Origin of the sequence: Frankia sp. CcI156 (assembly GCF_001983015.1) — a bacterium.
Classification (GTDB): domain Bacteria; phylum Actinomycetota; class Actinomycetes; order Frankiales; family Frankiaceae; genus Frankia; species Frankia casuarinae.
The window spans coordinates 23670-40455 of the sequence record NZ_MOMD01000043.1 but is presented as its reverse complement, the minus strand read 5'-3'; the positions used below and the strand labels follow the sequence as shown (position 1 = coordinate 40455).

At 69.2% G+C, this 16786-nt stretch carries 13 protein-coding genes and 1 pseudogene; 9 read left to right on the top strand and 5 right to left on the bottom strand.

The features are described 5' to 3' along the window. Positions 1 to 144: 144 nt before the first annotated feature. The 3 genes and pseudogenes from CcI156_RS27830 (at position 145) to CcI156_RS25760 (ending at position 6643) form a co-directional block, all read left to right on the top strand. Positions 145 to 5621, top strand: a pseudogene (locus CcI156_RS27830) (carboxyl transferase domain-containing protein). Positions 5622 to 6048: 427 nt separating this feature from the next. Then, positions 6049 to 6486, top strand: a complete 438-nt coding sequence (locus tag CcI156_RS16300; protein ID WP_076806620.1) for a helix-turn-helix transcriptional regulator — start codon at positions 6049 to 6051, stop codon at positions 6484 to 6486. 16 nt (positions 6487 to 6502) lie between these two features. Continuing rightward, a complete protein-coding gene (locus CcI156_RS25760) occupies positions 6503 to 6643 on the top strand; it encodes a hypothetical protein (protein WP_157902460.1) in 141 nt (46 codons plus the stop codon). A 185-nt stretch (positions 6644 to 6828) separates the two neighbouring features. Here CcI156_RS25760 and CcI156_RS16295 read toward each other — a convergent pair whose 3' ends face one another. Further along, on the bottom strand, positions 6829 to 7905 hold the full coding sequence (locus tag CcI156_RS16295) for a hypothetical protein (RefSeq protein ID WP_139341523.1): 1077 nt from the start codon (positions 7903 to 7905) through the stop codon (positions 6829 to 6831). 205 nt (positions 7906 to 8110) lie between these two features. Here CcI156_RS16295 and CcI156_RS16290 point away from each other — a divergent pair, with 205 nt between their 5' ends. The 3 genes from CcI156_RS16290 (at position 8111) to CcI156_RS25755 (ending at position 10237) form a co-directional block, all read left to right on the top strand. Next, on the top strand, positions 8111 to 8422 hold the full coding sequence (locus CcI156_RS16290) for a hypothetical protein (protein WP_076806618.1): 312 nt from the start codon (positions 8111 to 8113) through the stop codon (positions 8420 to 8422). 844 nt (positions 8423 to 9266) lie between these two features. Then, a complete protein-coding gene (locus CcI156_RS16280; protein ID WP_011435437.1) occupies positions 9267 to 10070 on the top strand; it encodes a metalloregulator ArsR/SmtB family transcription factor in 804 nt (267 codons plus the stop codon). 11 nt (positions 10071 to 10081) lie between these two features. Then, entirely contained in the window at positions 10082 to 10237 is a 156-nt protein-coding gene (locus tag CcI156_RS25755; protein ID WP_160323931.1) for a hypothetical protein, read from the top strand. Positions 10238 to 10392: 155 nt separating this feature from the next. Here the strand turns inward: CcI156_RS25755 and CcI156_RS16275 are convergent, their stop codons facing one another. After that, positions 10393 to 11868 carry a glycosyltransferase 87 family protein gene (locus CcI156_RS16275; RefSeq protein ID WP_076806612.1) on the bottom strand — a complete coding sequence of 492 codons (1476 nt, stop codon included), beginning with the start codon at positions 11866 to 11868 and terminating at the stop codon, positions 10393 to 10395. Between the two features lie 247 nt (positions 11869 to 12115). Here CcI156_RS16275 and CcI156_RS16270 point away from each other — a divergent pair, with 247 nt between their 5' ends. Next, on the top strand, positions 12116 to 13264 hold the full coding sequence (locus CcI156_RS16270; RefSeq protein WP_254847467.1) for a molybdopterin-dependent oxidoreductase: 1149 nt from the start codon (positions 12116 to 12118) through the stop codon (positions 13262 to 13264). Beyond that, a complete protein-coding gene (locus CcI156_RS16265) occupies positions 13261 to 13746 on the top strand; it encodes a hypothetical protein (RefSeq protein WP_254847466.1) in 486 nt (161 codons plus the stop codon). The genes CcI156_RS16270 and CcI156_RS16265 overlap by 4 nt, the downstream gene beginning before the upstream one ends. Here the strand turns inward: CcI156_RS16265 and CcI156_RS16260 are convergent. Genes CcI156_RS16260 through CcI156_RS16250 form a run of 3 tightly spaced genes read right to left on the bottom strand, consistent with a single transcriptional unit; the run spans position 13679 to position 15797 of the window. Further along, positions 13679 to 14404, bottom strand: a complete 726-nt coding sequence (locus CcI156_RS16260; RefSeq protein ID WP_011435433.1) for a methyltransferase domain-containing protein — start codon at positions 14402 to 14404, stop codon at positions 13679 to 13681. The two genes, CcI156_RS16265 and CcI156_RS16260, sit on opposite strands and share 68 nt — an antisense overlap. Beyond that, on the bottom strand, positions 14398 to 15105 hold the full coding sequence (locus tag CcI156_RS16255; protein ID WP_076806656.1) for a DUF2064 domain-containing protein: 708 nt from the start codon (positions 15103 to 15105) through the stop codon (positions 14398 to 14400). The genes CcI156_RS16260 and CcI156_RS16255 overlap by 7 nt, the downstream gene beginning before the upstream one ends. A gap of 11 nt (positions 15106 to 15116) precedes the next feature. Further along, positions 15117 to 15797 carry a glycosyltransferase family 2 protein gene (locus CcI156_RS16250; protein WP_011435431.1) on the bottom strand — a complete coding sequence of 227 codons (681 nt, stop codon included), beginning with the start codon at positions 15795 to 15797 and terminating at the stop codon, positions 15117 to 15119. A 188-nt stretch (positions 15798 to 15985) separates the two neighbouring features. Between CcI156_RS16250 and CcI156_RS16245 the strand changes: the two genes are divergently transcribed. After that, entirely contained in the window at positions 15986 to 16771 is a 786-nt protein-coding gene (locus CcI156_RS16245) for a response regulator transcription factor (RefSeq protein WP_076806608.1), read from the top strand. Positions 16772 to 16786 lie beyond the last annotated feature (15 nt).

Sequence of the window (16786 nt, the reverse complement as noted above, 5' to 3'; positions counted from 1 at the left end):
CCCGATATCAAGCAGTCGCCGATCCCGGCGCGGTCATCGCGACCGGCCGGACGCCATCCCCACATTCCGGTCAGTCACCAGTCGCGAGGACGAACCGKCCACCCGCCAGCCGAATGATGTGTCTTGAGCAGGAAGGACTCAGCCGTGTTCCGCTGCGTCGCCATCGTCAACCGTGGTGAGGCCGCGATGCGCCTCATCCGAGCCGTTCGGGAGATAGTCGCCGAGACCGCGACAGCGATCGAGACCGTCGCCCTGTACACCGACGTCGACCGCACCGCGACGTTCGTGCGCGAGGCCGACAGGGCCTACTGTCTTGGCCCGGCCGCCGCGCGTCCCTATCTCGATCTGAGGGTCCTAGAGCGCGCGCTGGTGGAGACTGGGGCCGACGCCGCGTGGGTCGGCTGGGGYTTCGTCGCGGAGGACCCGGCGTTCGAAGAGCTTTGCGAGAGGCTCGGGGTCACCTTCATCGGGCCCAGTTCCGAGGCCATGCGTAAGCTCGGCGACAAGATCGGCGCGAAGCGGATCGCCGAGGAGGTCGGCGTGCCGGTCGCGCCGTGGAGCCGCGGTCCGGTCGAGAGCCTGGACGCCGCCCTGGCAGCGGCTGCCAAGATCGGTTATCCGCTTATGCTCAAGGCAGCCGCGGGCGGCGGCGGTCGGGGCATCCGTGTGATCAGGGACGAGTCCGAGCTTGTCAACGCCTTCGAGCGCACCAGGCAAGAGGCCGCGCGGGCGTTCGGCATCGATGTCATGTTCCTGGAGCGCCTAATTACTGGGGCCCGGCACGTCGAGGTCCAGGTGATTGCCGACGGCCAGGGCACCGCGTGGGCGCTCGGCGTCCGTGACTGCTCGGTGCAGCGGCGCAACCAGAAGGTAATCGAGGAGTCGGCCTCGCCGGTGCTCAGCCCGGAGCAGGCGGCCAACCTCAAGGCCGCGGCCGAGCGGCTGATCGTCGCGGTCGGCTACCGGGGCGCGGCGACCGTCGAGTTCCTCTACCACCCMGGCGACAAGCAGGTCACGTTTCTCGAGGTCAACACCCGCCTGCAGGTCGAGCACCCGATCACCGAGGCCACAACCGGGTTCGACCTGGTCAAGGCCCAACTACACGTGGCCTCGGCCGGCCGGCTGCAGGGCGTGCGGCCGGTCGAGCGCGGACACGCCGTCGAGGCCCGGCTCAACGCGGAGGACCCCGACCGCGACTTCATGCCGTGCCCGGGCCACATCACGCGGCTGGAGCTGCCAGCCGGACCCGGCATCCGYGTCGACACTGGCTTCAGCGAGGGCGACACCATCCCGGCCGACTTCGACTCGATGATCGTGAAGATCATCGCCTACGGCCGCGATCGCGACGGGGCGCTGGGCCGGCTGCGCCGGGCGATTCAGGAGACCAAAGTGATCATCAATGGTGGTGTCACGAACAAGAGCTTCCTGCTGGACCTGCTCAACCGGCCCGAGGTGATCGACGCCAGCGCGGACACCGGCTGGATCGACCGCGTCGGGGACGGGCTTGTCTCGCACCGGCACTCCGCCGTGGCCCTGGTGGCAGCGGCCATCGACGCGTACGAGGAGAAGGAGCACGTCGAGCGGCAGCGGCTGCTGTTGACGGCGTTCGGCGGACGCCCGCAGGTGCAGCACGACAGCGCTCGGCCGCTGGACCTCAAGTTGCGCGACGTCGGCTACCGGGCGCGCGTGGCGCGGCGGGGCCCGTGCCGGTTCCACGTCAGCCTCGAAGCGGGCGCCGACGTCCGCACCGCTGACGTCAAGATTGACCGCTTCGATCGGCACACCGGGCAGATCGTCGTCAACGGTGCCCGGTACCGGCTACTCGCCGACATCCACGGGCCCGTCCACCTGATCGAGGTGGACGGCGTCACCCACCGGGTCAGCCGCGACGAGGGCGACGTCGTCCGCTCGCCCATGCCTGCCATGGTTATCGCCACGCCGCTGGAGGTTGGCGCCGAGATCGAGGCGGGCGCACAAATCCTGGTGCTGGAGAGCATGAAAATGGAGACGGTGCTGCAGGCGCCGTTCAAGGCGCGGGTGAGGGAATACTTCGTCTCCGTGGGCAGCCAGGTAGAGGCGGGTGCGCCGCTGCTGCGGCTGGAGCCGATCGCCGGCGCCGAGGTCGAGGACAGCCCGGCCGCCGCGGCGGCCGGGCTGGACCTGCCGACCGCGCCCGAGGAGGTCCCGGCGCGTGAGCGCACCGCGCGCGGCCTGGAGGATCTGCGCGCTTTGCTGCTGGGCTTCGACCTGCACGATGAGCGCCAGGTGCTCCACGACTACCTCGCCGCGCGTCGGGCGGCCACCGAGGAGGGCCACCAGCCGCTGGCCAAGGAGCTAGAGATCATCGAAATATTCGCCGACCTGGCCGAGCTGAGCCGGAACCGGCCTGCCCGCATGGACGTCGGCGATGAGGGCCACCTGCGCAACCCTCACGAGCACTTCCACACCTACCTGCGCAGCCTCGACGTCGAGCGGGCCGGGCTACCGGAGGCGTTCCAGGCCAAACTGGCCAAGGCGCTCGGGCATTACGACGTCACCGACCTGAAACGCTCCCCCGAGCTCGAGGCCGCGGTGTTCCGGATCTTCCTCGCCCGGCAGCCCGCCACCGCCAAGGTGGCCGCCAAGGTAGTTGCGGCGCTGCTGGAATCGTGGCGGTGGGAGCCGCCGCCGGACAAGTCCGTGCACAAACCGGTGCGTCTGGCGCTGGAGCGGCTGGTGGCCGCCACGAAGGGCCACTTCCCCGTGGTTGCCGACCTCGCGCTCGACGTGATGTTCGCCTGGTTCCAGCATCAGCAGTTGCTGCGCCGTGCCCAGGAGCGCATCCGTATCTTCGAGCACCTGCTCCACCTGGACGCCTACCCGGACGCGCCGGATCGCACCGAGCGCATCGCCGAGATGGTGCGCAGCACCGAGCCGCTGGTGCCGCTGCTGGGCCAGCGGCTGCTGCGCGGCGACCGGGATAACACGGTCATACTGGAAGTGCTGACCCGCCGGTACTACGGCAACAAGGACCTCACCCACATCCGCGCCACCGAGTACGCCGGCTACCGGTTCTGGGTGGCCGAGCGCGCGGGCTCCAGGCTCGTCTCCTGCGCAGTTGGCTTCGACGCGCTGGACGCGGCGCTGGGTGGGCTTGCGGAGCTGGCAGGCGGCGAGCGCTCCGTCGATGCTGACATCTACCTGTCCTGGGAGAACCAGCCGGCGGACTCCGACGTGATGGCGGCCGCGCTGGGCGAGGCCGCCAGCGCGCACCCGCTGCCGCCCCAGGTGCGTCGGCTCACCATCACCATCACCCCGGAGGCAGCCGCACGATGACCCACCACTTCACGTTCCGGCCGTCGGACGCCGGGATGGCCGAGGAACGGCTGATCCGCGGCCTGCACCCGTGCATCGCGCAGCGGATGCAGCTGGAGCGGCTGAGCAAATTCGACCTCACCCGGTTGCCGTCGTCAGACGAGGATGTGTACCTCTACCAGTGCGTGGCGCGGGAGAATCCGTCGGATAACCGCTTTGTCGCGTTCATCCAGGTACGCGACCTGTTTAGGGAGCACGATCATGATGGCCAGCTGGTCGCGTTGCCAGCGGCCGAGGACGCCGTGGCCGCCTGCGTCGACTCGATCCGCCGCGCGCGGTCGCGGCGACCGTCGGACAAGCGTTTCAACACCAACCGGATCGTGGTCTACGTCTGGCCGCCGAGCGACATCACCCGCACCGAGCTGGAGATGATCGCTGAGCGTGTGCTGCTGAWGACCGCGGACGCCGAGCTAGAGGAGATCCTGTTCATCGCCCAGCAGCGCAGCCCGCAGACCGGCGAGCTGTCTGAGATCGCCGTGTGTGTCTCCTTCAAGACCACGGGCGCCGAGCTGACCGTTGGCGAGCCTTCGGTCGAGCCGGTCGAGCCGATCGACGATTACCGGCTCAAGGTGCTACGCGCGAGCAACCGCAAGATGATGCACCCGTATGAACTGACCGACCTGCTCGGCGACTTCGTCGAGTACGACCTCGACGACAACTGCGCGCTGGTGCCGGTCGACCGGCCGAAGGGGCACAACACCGCGGCGATCGTCGTGGGTGTGGCCACCACCCCGACCAGGCTGCACCCGCAGGGTGTCACCAGGGTCGTACTGCTCAGCGACCCGACGAAGTCGCTCGGCGCACTGTCAGAGCCGGAGTGCCGCCGCGTGATCGCCGCACTGAACCTGGCCGAGCGGAGGCGGTTGCCGCTGGAATGGTACGCGCTGTCCTCCGGTGCCCGGATCTCCATGGAATCGGGCACGGAGAACATGGACTGGGTGGGCGCGGCACTCAAGCAGATCGTCGAGTTCACCCAGGCCGGCGGCGAGATCAACATCGTGGTCACGGGCATCACCGTCGGTGYGCAGCCGTACTGGAACGCCGAGGCGACGATGCTCATGCACACCAAGGGCATCCTGGTGATGATCCCGGACTCGACGATGGTGCTCACCGGCAAGCAGGCAGTGGATGTCTCCGGCGGCGTGTCGGCCGAGGACAACTTCGGCATTGGCGGCTACGACCGAGTGATGGGCCCGAACGGGCAGGGGCAGTATTGGGCGCCGAACCTGACCGCCGCCGTGGACATGCTGATGGCATACTACAACCACACATATGTCGCCCCCGGCGAGGATGGTCCGCGGCGAGCGGAGAYGAACGACCCCGTCGACCGCGACATCTCCGACTACCCTCACTCGGTGGCTGGCAGCGACTTCACCTCCGTCGGTGAGATCTTCTYCGCCGAGGCCAACCCGGACCGCAAGAAGCCCTTCGGCATCCGCCCTGTGATGGAGGCGCTGTCCGACCAGGACCACCCGGTGCTGGAACGCTGGAAGCACATGGAGAGCGCGGAGACCGCGGTGGTGTGGGACGTACACCTCGGCGGCATACCGGTATGCCTGATCGGCATCGAGTCGCGCGCTGTGCCGCGGCACGGTTTCCCGCCCACCGACGGCCCGGAAATCTATACTCCGGGCACGCTGTTCCCGCAGTCCTCGAAGAAGGTCGCACGGGCGATCAACGCGGCAAGCGGGAACCGGCCGCTGGTGGTGCTGGCGAACCTGTCGGGCTTCGACGGCTCGCCGGAGTCGATGCGCAAGCTGCAGCTGGAGTACGGCSCCGAGATCGGCCGCGCGATCGTGAACTTCCGCGGGCCCATTGTATTCTGCGTGATCTCGCGGTACCACGGTGGCGCGTTCGTGGTGTTCTCGAAGGCGCTGAACCCGAACATGACCGTGCTGGCGCTGGAGGGCTCGTTCGCCTCGGTTCTCGGCGGCGCTCCCGCCGCCGCGGTGGTATTCGCCCGCGAAGTCGACGCCCGCACCGCGGCCGACCCGCGGGTGCGCGGCCTGGAGGCCCGCGTCGCGGCTGCCACCGGCGCCGACCACACCGCGCTAACCGCGGAGCTCGACGAGCTCCGCGTCTCGGTCCACGCGGAGAAGCATCGCGAGATAGCCACGGAGTTCGACCGCCGGCACACTATCCAACGCGCGGTCGAGGTCGGCTCCGTCGACGCCGTCATCCCCCCCGCCGAATTGCGCCCGCGGGTCATCGAGGCCATCGAGGCATCAAAGCCCGTGGGCGCTGACCCCGAAAATGAGGTGAGGTGACGGCGCRCCGGGGCCCGGTGGCCGTCGAACGTGAGATCGAACGCGTTCAGAGCGGGGCGGTCCCAACCGATCGGTGCGGTCCCACCGCCCTGCYGACGCGTCTCGAACCGAGGGCAGCAATGCTTCCACCAGCTCCCATAGATCGTCCGGGACCAGTCGCACCGCGAGGCTGTTCTCCATTACATCCATGATCAGAGATGCACCCCGCGCACCCACACGAGACACGCTCTTATACGTCGCCATGACCACTTGATTCCGCCCTCAATGATCTGCCACTAACATATAGATGCTGACGCATCGACTCCTTGAGACCGCCCGGATAATCCGAATTATGTATTATCGCGGGCCGGGACTTCATCGATAATTTATCTTGATTGAGAAATTCGGATAATATTATTAATTGGATAAGCGATAGGATGAGCGATAGATGGATGAATTTTCTAGAATTTTCGCGGCCCTTGCAGACGCGACCCGTCGCAACATGGTCGAGCGACTTGTCAAAAATGACGCCACAGTAGGTGAGCTTGCCGARCCGTATGAGATAAGTCTCCAGGCGGTCTCCAGGCACCTCAAGGTGCTTCAGGAAGCCGGCTTGATCCGCCGTCCTGGAGGTTGCCACCRCAGCCCGGTGCGTCTCGAAGAGGATGCGCTCGGCCCAGCGGCCCGATGGATCCAGGAATTTTACAGCTCTCGCCTCAGATTCAAGGACGACGATATCGCCGGAAATCTCACAGKGGTAGCTAACCMGGAGAAATTAATAGCTGTCCGGGAAAAGGAGGCGCTGACCGCGCTGGAGACCGCGCTGGAGACCGCGCTGGAGACCGTCTTCGGCAGAGCTGCAAGCCTGCCCGAAAAAGCCCTATAGCGTAAGTTGATCAGCGGTGTGTGTCCGACAGATACCGGATCCGCCCGGACCCCGGGTCGGCATGCTGCGCTTCGCGGCCTTGGCGGTCGCGGTCATCGCCGAGGACAGTGGCGCGGAGCATCGGGACGTCGCCCAGCAACGGGTGCGTCTTTTCTGAAAGCGTCATTTGTGTCTGATTGGAGTCAAGACATCCTGCCATCGGCGAGTCCGGACCTTTACGGATGTTTCAGGCACTACCAGGTGTGATCGTCGCTGGTCAGCGGCTGGTTGACCGACCGAGGGAAGCACCGGCGGGGAGGGACTTCGTCGCCGGGATCGTCGACTGCCGTCCAGTTCGCGGGATCATGGGCGACGTTGGTGCCCTTGTCCCAGACAGGTCACGGAGGCCCTGCGGTGGCGGTTGCGGTGACGGTGGAGCGCGTCGGTGAGGACGGCGGCAGGGTCCCGCTGGACCCCGAGACCGCCGCTCTGCTCGCGGGTCCGATCGAGCGGTGCTCCTCGCTGATCGGCTGGGCGGTCGACGGCGCCGCCGCCCTGGATCACGGCGACCGGGAGAAGACGCTCGAGACGGACGGCCGCGAACTGCTGCGCACGCTGCTGGAGACCACGTTCGCCCTCGACGCCGCCCGCGAACAGCGCGTCAGCCACCTGGTGTCCGCGGCCGGGATCCGCCACGGCGGCGTCGAGAAGAGCCACGACCGGGGCGTGATCAGCGTCTTCGGCCCGGTCCGGGCGTCCCGGCTCGCCTACCGCAACCGGCGCGAGGCGAACCTCTACCCGGCCGACGCCCGCTGGGCGCTCGCCGACGACGCCTACTCGCTGGGGATCCGCGCCCTGGCGGCCTTCCACCTCGGGACCAGCGGCTACGGGCAGGCCCAGCAGGTCATCACCGCGAGGACCGGGGTCACCATCGGGCGCGCCCAACTCGCCCAGCTCGCCCACGACCTGGCCCGCTGGGTCAGCGACTTCTACGACCTGCGTGCCGCCACCGCGGGCGACCTCGCCGCCGGCGACGTGCTGATGACGCAGGCCGACGGCAAGGGCATCGCGCTGCGCCCCGAGCACCGCACCACCGCCAGGAGCGACGCCACCCATCCCGGGATCAAGAAGATGGCCGAGATCGTCGCCGTCACGACCTTCACTCCCGCCGTCCGCCAACCCGAGGACATCGCCGCCCCACCCGCCCGCCGCGCTGAACGCCCCGGACCCACCGCGCGCGACACGTGGGTCTCCGCGTCGATCACCGACGACATCCCCGCCGTGATCGGCCGGGCGTTCGACGAGGCCGACTGGCGCGACCCCCTGCACCTGCACCAGCGGATCTTCCTCGTCGACGGCAACAGGCAGCAGATCACCGCCATCGGCGAGCACGCGCGCACCCGCGGCCTGACCGTCCCGGTCATCATCGACTACATCCACGCCGCCGAATACGTCCGCAAGGCCGCCCGTCCAGCTCAACCGCGGGAAGACCCCCACCGAGGTCAGCGACTGGGGCGACGGGCAACTACTGCGCCTCCTGCACGGCCGCGCCAAGCCGGTCGCCGCCACCCTCGCCTCGCTCGCCGCGAAGCGGCGGAACAACCCGCGCACCCGCGACCAGGACCTCGCCGACGTCGACCGGGCCGTGACCTACCTGACCAACAACCACCAGCACATGCGCTACGACCAAGCCCTCGCCAACGGCTGGCCGATCGCCACCGGCCTCATCGAGGGCGCCTGCCGCCACATCATCGAAGACCGGTTCGGCCTGACCGGCGCCCGCTGGTCCCCCGACGGCGCCGAGGACATCCTCAAGCTCCGCGCCGTCGTCATCAAYGGCGACCTCAACACCTACCTGACCTACTACAAGCAGCKCTACCTCACCGAGCACCACCTCGCCCGCTACGACCCCGCCAGCATCCCCGACCTCGGACTCCACCCTGCACGACCGGAATGACCCGGAATCACCAACCTCTCAAAAAGACGCACCCCCCAGCAACTCCTGCGCAGAGCCGCCGAACTCCAAGAGTAAACGGCGCGGGGGCCGAGGACTCGTCGTAGGGCGGCTCGTCTCACCGCGGGCCGCCCGCGGCTGGGTCGAACCGGACTACAAGCAGGTCAAACACRAACTGGGCTGGGCCGACTTCCAGGTCCGCTCCGCCACCGCGATCGCCCGCCACTGGACCCTGGTGAACTGCGCGTTCAGCCTGTGCTGGCACGACACCCCCGCCAAGCCGCCCGCACCCAGCCCAGCCGGCGACAGCCCGCACCCGGTCCGTCCTGGCACACCGCCCCGATGCCCCACACCCCGCGAACTGATCGACACGCTCGCCGCCGGACACCAGCTCTGCCTCTACCTACCCCCGTAGATCACAGATCACGAACTGCCCATCACAACAAACCACCGCCAGTTGCCTCGATGATATGCTAACATCTATAGCTGTCGATGCACCGACCTCTTGAGGCCGCCCGGATAATTCGCATGGTCAAAACTGAGACAGAAGATCTCTGGCCGTCTGCGCTCGCTCGCTGGGATCCGCCACTTCTGTGCTCTGCACAGCTATCTTCGACAGCCCGCAAGAACGGCCTCGGCGCGCTCGACGCCCTCGCTCGTCTCACCACGGGCCGCCCGTCRCTGCCCGAAAACAGCCCAGCCCTCACCGCCGCCGCGCAACCATCCGTCACTGTCAATCAAGCGGCACCTCTGGCCAGTTACATCTGAATATGTATTATTCGCAGGCCGAGACGCCCGATTGATCTTGATTGAGAAATTTTGATAATGTTGTTGATTGGGTACGATTATGACTGAATATTCCAAAATTTTCGCGGCTCTTGCAGACGCGACCCGTCGTAACATGGTCGAGCGACTTGTCGAAAATGACGCCACAGTCGGTGAGCTCGCCAAGCCGTATGGGATAAGCCTCCAGGCGGTCTCCAGGCACCTCAAGGTGCTTCAGGAAGCCGGCTTGATCCGCCGCCCTGGAGGTGGCCACCGCAGCCCGGTACGTCTCGAAGAGGATGCGCTCGGCCCAGCGGCCCAGTGGATCGAGGAATTTTACAACTCTCGCCTCAGATCCAAGAACAACGATATCACCGGAGAGATCATAAGGACAGCTAACCCGGCCCCGGGAGAATTCGTAGTTGTCCGAGAATTCCCGTTCCCCCTAAGGCAGCTGCACCGTATCCGAACGGATCCTGAGCTGTACGTGCAATGGATTTCGCCGCCTGAGACGCAGGTCAGGATCATGTTCTGGGACCCCAGACCTGGTGGGCGTTGGCGCCTCCGTTTCATCGGGGACTCGAAGGTCGATATCTACGGCACCTTCCACGAGTACGACCCTGGCTGGATCGTGCAAATGTTTACAATTGGCAATAAAACCGACAATCTCGCAATCTCGAGCCAGCGGGCCAAGGATGTCGGCGGCGACGAAAGCAGGATGTCCTTCAAAGTGACGACCGACAATCTCGAGGTCTGGGCGGACTTCAGACGCCGCTGCTACCCCGAGACCGAAACCAACGCTTCCGATATCCACGGGGAGGTGGAGGCCGAGATCAAGGAAGCCTTCGGCAGAGCTGCAAGCCTGCCCGAAAGCGATGCAGCGTAAGTTGATCAGCGGTGTGTGTCCGACAGATACCGGATCCGCCCGGACCCCGGGTCGGCATGCTGCGCTTCGCGGCCTTGGCGGTCGCGGTCATCGCCGAGGACAGTGGCGCGGAGCATCGGGACGTCGCCCAGCAACTCCTGCGCAGAGCCGCCGAACTCCAAGAGTAAACGGCGCGGGGGCCGAGGGCTCGTCGTCTTCAGGGAAGGGCCTTCTCAATCCAGTCCCTGATCGTGGCGTGGCGGGAACCCAAGCGTCCCACACCCGCGCCGACCAAGCTCTGAGCAGGGCCTCGTACTCGCCGGCCTCGTCAACGAGCCCGCCATTACACCCTCACCTGCCCTTCAGTCCCTGCGCCCGGTGACGACTCGGGCCGGGGTTCGACGACGGATCGGGCCGCGGGTGCGGCAGCGCGCTCGTCGACCGCCAGCCGTCGGCCGGTCCACCGGCGCAGACCGGTCGCGGCGAGYACGACGCCACCACCGACGGCGTAGGAATACACCCGCAAAGTCCACGCGTCACCGGGCAGATCCGTGAACAGCGAGACGTAGACGGGGTGCGCGGCCGCGGCGACGGCGAGCCATTCCAGCCGCCCGGCGATGACGKCGAGCGCCGCCAGCAGCACCCCGTACCAGGGCTGGACCGGGGTCGCGACAAGGAACGCGGCACCGACCAGCCACAGCGCGGCCCGTTCGACGGGAACCCGCTGTGGATCGGTCCGCAGCACGGCGACCGTGACCGCCGCCAGCAGGGTGGCCGCTGCCGCCTTCGCTGCGGATCCGTCCAGGTGCAGCAGCCCGGCGAGCAGGAGAAAGCGGCTGCCCTCCCCGTAGCCCTCGACGTCGAGGTACTGCGGGAGGAAGCCCAGCGCCTGTGTGCCGACGGCGAGGATGTGCGGCAGGTAGGACAGCACGACCACCCCGGCGGCGGCTCCGACGAGCGTGACGGGCCGGCGCCGGGCCGCCGCGGGCAGCAGCAACGCCGGGTACAGCTTCACCGCTACCGCGCCGCCGAGCAGCGCCCCGGCAACCCCCGTCCGCAGCGGGCGGGACCGGGCGGTGAGGACCGCCAGAGCGCTGAGCGCCAGCACGGCCCCGAGGACGTCGACGTGCGCATCGGAACCGATCTCCAGGCCGGCGAGCGGCGAGAACGCATAGAAGGCCGCGTGGCGCGGATCGCGGCCTCGCGCCACCAGCATCCGCATCATCAGCCCGACCAGCGCCAGGGACATCAGCGAGGCGTAGAGCTGGAGTTTGTGTTCGCGTGGCGGCCCCGGCAGGACATGAACGGCGGTGAAGTACGCCTGCGCCACCGGCGGGTAGATGGTGTGGGCGCGCGGGTAGTTCAGCCGGATGCAGTGCGGGCCGCGCCCGATCGCCGCGCATCCGGCCGGATCCGGGAACAGCCAGCGATCGCGCAGCCGGGCCAGTTCCGGAGCGAGCGGGCCGTACCGGTAGGGGTCGATCCCGGCGGCCTGGACCCGACCGTCCCAGGCGTAGCGGTACAGGTCGTCGGARAGCTGCGGGCCGGTGGTGGCCGCTACGGCGTGGATGGMGACGATTCCGCCGAGCAGCATGGCGACGGCCAACCGGCGCGGGGCCGCGTGTACCAGCAGCGCGGCCGTGGCGACACCGAGCGCCCACCAGAGCATGACGGGGTAGAGCACCCCTGCCCGGCCAGGCAGGTATCCCGGCGCCGCAAGGACGGCGCACTGCGTCGCGAGCAGACCCGCGAGCCCGACACCCGCCCCGACCAGGGCCAGGGCGGGCCTGAGGCGTGGCGCGGCGCGGGTTCTGGGCATGGTCCCGAGACTGGCAGGCGCAGCGCCGGCGCGGGAACACCGCGCCGGGCCTTCCTCGTTCCGTAATGCCGGTCCTCGGTCGCGAGTGGTCCCGGCGACCTACCGTGCATTCGTGCGACAGTTGCCCCGCTGGTTGCCCCGCCGGTTACCTCGTCTGCTGACCGAAAAGCTGCCGGAACCACCCCCGGTCCTGCGGCGCGGCCCCCTGCGCGAAAACGCATTCCCCAGTCGGCTGCACGATCCACGGATGGCGGCTCTCCTCGGAGTCTGGCTCGGGATCGCCTTCGGAACATGCTTTCTGACCGGGCTGGTATCGCATTTCATGCAGCATCCGCCGTCCTGGCTGGAATGGCCTTCCCGACCCGCCTGGCTGTACCGGGTGACCCAGGGCCTGCACGTGACCACCGGACTCGCGAGCGTCCCACTGCTGCTGGCGAAGCTGTGGACGGTGTATCCGCTGTTGTGGGAATGGCCCCCGATCCGTTCCGTCGCCCATGCGGTGGAGCGGATGACGATCGTGCCGTTGATCGCAGGGGCGATCTTCCAGCTCAGCACGGGCATCGCGAACATCGCGCAGTGGTACCGGTTCCACTTCTTCTTCACCGTGACCCATTACTGGGTCGCCTGGATCACGATCGGCGCGCTGGTCCTCCACATCGTCGCGAAGCTCACCGTCATCCGGGCGAATGTGGGCCGTCGCCGCCATGAGCGCGCGCACCTGGCCGCCGCCACCATGGCCACCACCACCATGGCCACCACCACCATGGCCACCACCACCATGGCCGGCGCCGCCCCGGGGACGGGCGGTCTGACGCGGCGCGGCCTCGGCCTCGCGACGGGGACCGCCGCCGGGGTGATCGTGGCGACGACCGCCGGTCAGTCGGTTCCGGGCCTGGCCCGGCTGGACCTGCTCGCGCCGCGGCGGCCCGACATCGGCCCGCAGGGGCTCCCGGTGAACCGCACGGCGCGAGCCGCGCGGGTCACCTCCCTCGCCCGTGACCCCGGGTACCGGCTGGAGGTGGTCGGTCCGCGCCGGGTGGTGTACACCATCGAGGAGCTGCACGCGCTGCGTCGGTACAGCTCGAAGCTGCCGATCACCTGCGTCGAGGGATGGGCCGCGGACGCCACCTGGCACGGGCCGCGGCTGCGGGATCTACTGGACGCCGCCATGATCCCCGCCGACGCGACGGTCCGGGTCGAGTCCCTCGAGGCCCGCGGGGGCTACCGGGCAAGCGACGTCAACCMCTCGCACGCCCGGGACTCGTTGACCCTGCTCGCGACCGGAGTGAACGGCGCCGACCTCGACCTCGATCACGGTTATCCGGCCCGGCTCATCGCGCCGAACCGGCCCGGGGTCCTCCAGACGAAATGGGTACATCGGGTGGTGATGGTATGAACGCCGTCGTGCTGCGCGGTGTCGCGGTGGCGGCCGGGCTGGCCGCGATCGGTTACGGGGTCGACGGCGTGCTCACCCACCAGCAGGCCACCCGGCCGCCGAACACCGTGGTCTGGCTGATCGGCGGGGTCCTGGTCCATGACGCGTTGCTCGTGCCCGYGACGATGCTCGTCGGCTTCCTGCTCACCCGGTTGGTCCCACCGCCCTACCGGTCCGTCGCACAGGGCGCACTGCTGGTGAGTGCGGCGGTCGCCCTGTCGTCGCTACCGCTGTGGCGTGGCTACGGCGGGGACCCTGGGAACCCGACGGTGAACCCGCTGCCGTACGGACGCAACCTCGCGCTCGTTCTCGCAGTGGTCTGGGCCGGCGCGGCGGCCCTCATGGTGAGTCGGGCGGTCCGCGCCCGGCGGGGAATCATCCAGTCGGGAGACGCCGGCGCAGCGCGGCGAAGTGCCGACCGGCGTCGCACCAGGTCCGGGTGATCAGCAGTCCGGCGTCCGGCGCGATGCCGGTCAGATCGTCCCCGTCCACCAGGCACCAGGAGAAGGGCCGCGACACCCGGCCGGTCGCGTCCTCCAGCCGGACCCGCATCGGACCGGTCTGGGTGCCCGGCGGTTCGAGTTCGACGAGCACCCGGCCGGAGGGGGCGAGGAGTTCCCCGGCCCGGCGCAACAACCGGGTCGGGTCGCCGCCGATGCCGATGTTTCCGTCGGCAAGCAGCAGCGCGACCCATCGTCCCTCGGCAGGCACCCGGCCGAACACGTCCCGCCGTAGTGCCGGCACACCGGCCCGCCGGGTAAGGTGCACCGCGAACGGCGCGACGTCGATGCCGAGGGCCGGCACCCCGCGGGCCGCGAGCGCGGCCGCGAGCCGGCCGGGCCCGCAGCCGACGTCGAGGGTCGGGCCGCCGCAGTGACGCAACAACGACAGATCCCCGGGGGACAGCGCCCCGGTGGACCAGGTGGACCAGGTGGGCGGGGTCGACGCCGCCGGGGACAGGGTGCCACGCCAGCGGTTCACCGGCAGCGGGTCGCGTCGCCCGTCGGGACGGCGCATCCACAGCTGTCCACCGGCGGAGCGCAGTCCCGCCTCGTAGACGGTCGTCGGTCCCCACCGGCCGTCGGGGACGCCGGTCAACACGCGGTGGCCCGGCCGGCGGCGATGCGATCCCCGTGCGTGGCGCGCAGCGCCGCGGCGAAGCGTCCACCGGGCGCGAGCCGGGCGACCGCGTCGGCGTCGGCCATGGTGTCGACGTCACGCACCGTCGGCAGGGTTGTGACCGTCAGGCCGGCTTCGGACAGGCGGGCCCGCTGCCGTGCGCCGGTGTCCGGGCGCGAGGTCGGCACGCCAYGGAGAAGATCGCCGTCGGGGGTGGTCAGGCCGAGTGCCCACCATCCCCCGTCCGCGGCGGGACCGAACACCGCGTCGGTCGCGTGCAGCGCGTGGCAGGCGGAGGCGAGCAGGGCTGCGGTCACCTGGGGAGTGTCCATCCCGATGAGCAGGGTCGGCTCGGTGCCGGCGTCGAAGGCGGCGGCGAGCCGGACGTCGAACGGCCCCGACACCTGCGGCATCACTTCGATCGCGATTCGTCCGCCCGGGGTTCGTCCGCCCGGGGTTCGTCCGGCCGGGATTCGTGCGAACGAGGTCTCCAGCCATGGGCCGACCGCGCCGTCGAGGACGAGGACCGGGCGCAGTGCGTCGAACCCGGGCAGGCGAGTCAGCTCCTCAACCGCGGCCAGCGTGTCCGCGAGCGCGGCCGCCGCGACGGCCGCCGCCTGGTCCGGGCGCAGGGGCGGCGTGAGGCGGGTCTTGACCCGCCCAGGTACCGGCTCCTTCGCCATCACGAGCAGCCTCACCGGAGGCTCGCCAACAGGGCGGACATGTCCCGGGCCGTCCGGGCGGCGCCGAGCGGTGTCCCGGTCACCTTGGAGCGCCCGACCCGAGGSGTGTAGGCCACGTCGGTCTCGACTATCCGCCAACCGGCCTGGGCCGCCCGCAGCAGCAGTTCCAGCGGATAGCCGAACCGGCGGTCGGCGACGGGCAGTCGGAGCAGGTCCTCCCGGCGGGCCACCCGCATCGGGCCCAGATCATGGACGGGAACGCCGTGCCGGCGCAGCCGCCCGGCGACCACCGCGTTCCCGAGTCGGGCGTGCGGCGGCCAGGCCCGCATCGAGGTCGGGCGACGGCGACCGAGAACCAGATCGGCCCGGCCGGCCAGCAACTGCGTGACGAGACCGGGAAGCTCGGCGGGGTCGAGGGATGCGTCCGCGTCGCACACGCCGACCACGTCGGCGTCCGCAGCGAGCAGCCCGGCGTGCACGGCGGCGCCGTAGCCGCGCTCGGGCACGTCAACGACGACCGCCCCGCGTTCCAGCGCCACCTGGCGGGAGCCGTCGCGCGATCCGTTGTCCGCGACGATCGGCCGATAGTCGACGGGCATCCGGTCCAACACCCAAGGTAACGCCCCGGCCTCGTCCAGGCAGGGCAGGACGACGTCGACGGAGGCCCCGATCCCACTACGTTGCGTGAACATGATCGGGACTGTAGTGCCGTCCGCGCGTGATCAACCCTTACGAAACAAGGAATGCCCGGGTCCCGTCCGGCGGCTCGGCACGGACACGACGACGAGCACGACGAGCACGACGAAGCGGAGCATTACGAAGCGGAGACATCCGAACCGATCATGGCCGGGACGGCCGTCGCCTTACCTATCGTGGCTGGGTGGCCCGTGTGCTCGTCGTTGACGACGACGCCCTCGTCTCCGAGGTGGTTGACCGCTACCTGCGCAACGCCGGCTTCGACGTCGACCGCGCCGCGGACGGACCCACGGCCCTGCGGGTGGCCGAGACAACCCCACCGGACCTCGTCGTCCTCGACCTGATGCTGCCCGGTCTCGATGGCATCGAGGTGTTCCGCCGGCTCCGGGCGCACCGACCGGTACCAGTGATCATGCTGACCGCACGTGCCGACGAGTCGGATCGCATCACCGGTCTGGAGATCGGCGCCGACGACTACGTGACCAAGCCGTTCTCGCCGCGGGAGCTGACCCTGCGCGTGCAGTCGGTGCTGCGGCGGGCGAACGAGACGGTGCCGGGCGCGGAAGCCGGCGTCCTGCGGGCCGGCACCCTCGTCGTCGACGCGGCCGCGCGGACCGCCACCCGGCACGGGGTTCCGCTCGGGCTGACGGTGCGCGAGTTCGATCTGCTGGCCTTCCTGCTGCGCCGGCCCGGCCGGGCCTTCACCCGGGGCGAGCTGCTCGAACACGTGTGGGGATGGAGCTATGGCGACCCCTCGACGGTCACCGTGCACATCCGTCGACTGCGGGAGAAGATCGAGGATGATCCGACCGCGCCCCGGATGCTTGTCACGGTGTGGGGGGTCGGGTACCGCTACGATCCCGGCACCCMGCGCCCCGACAGCACCCCGCGCCCCGACAGCACCCCGCGCCCCGACAGCACCCCCACCGGACAGGTGGCGGCACCGGACGAGGGACGACACCGAGGATGAGACCCGAGGCGGTGC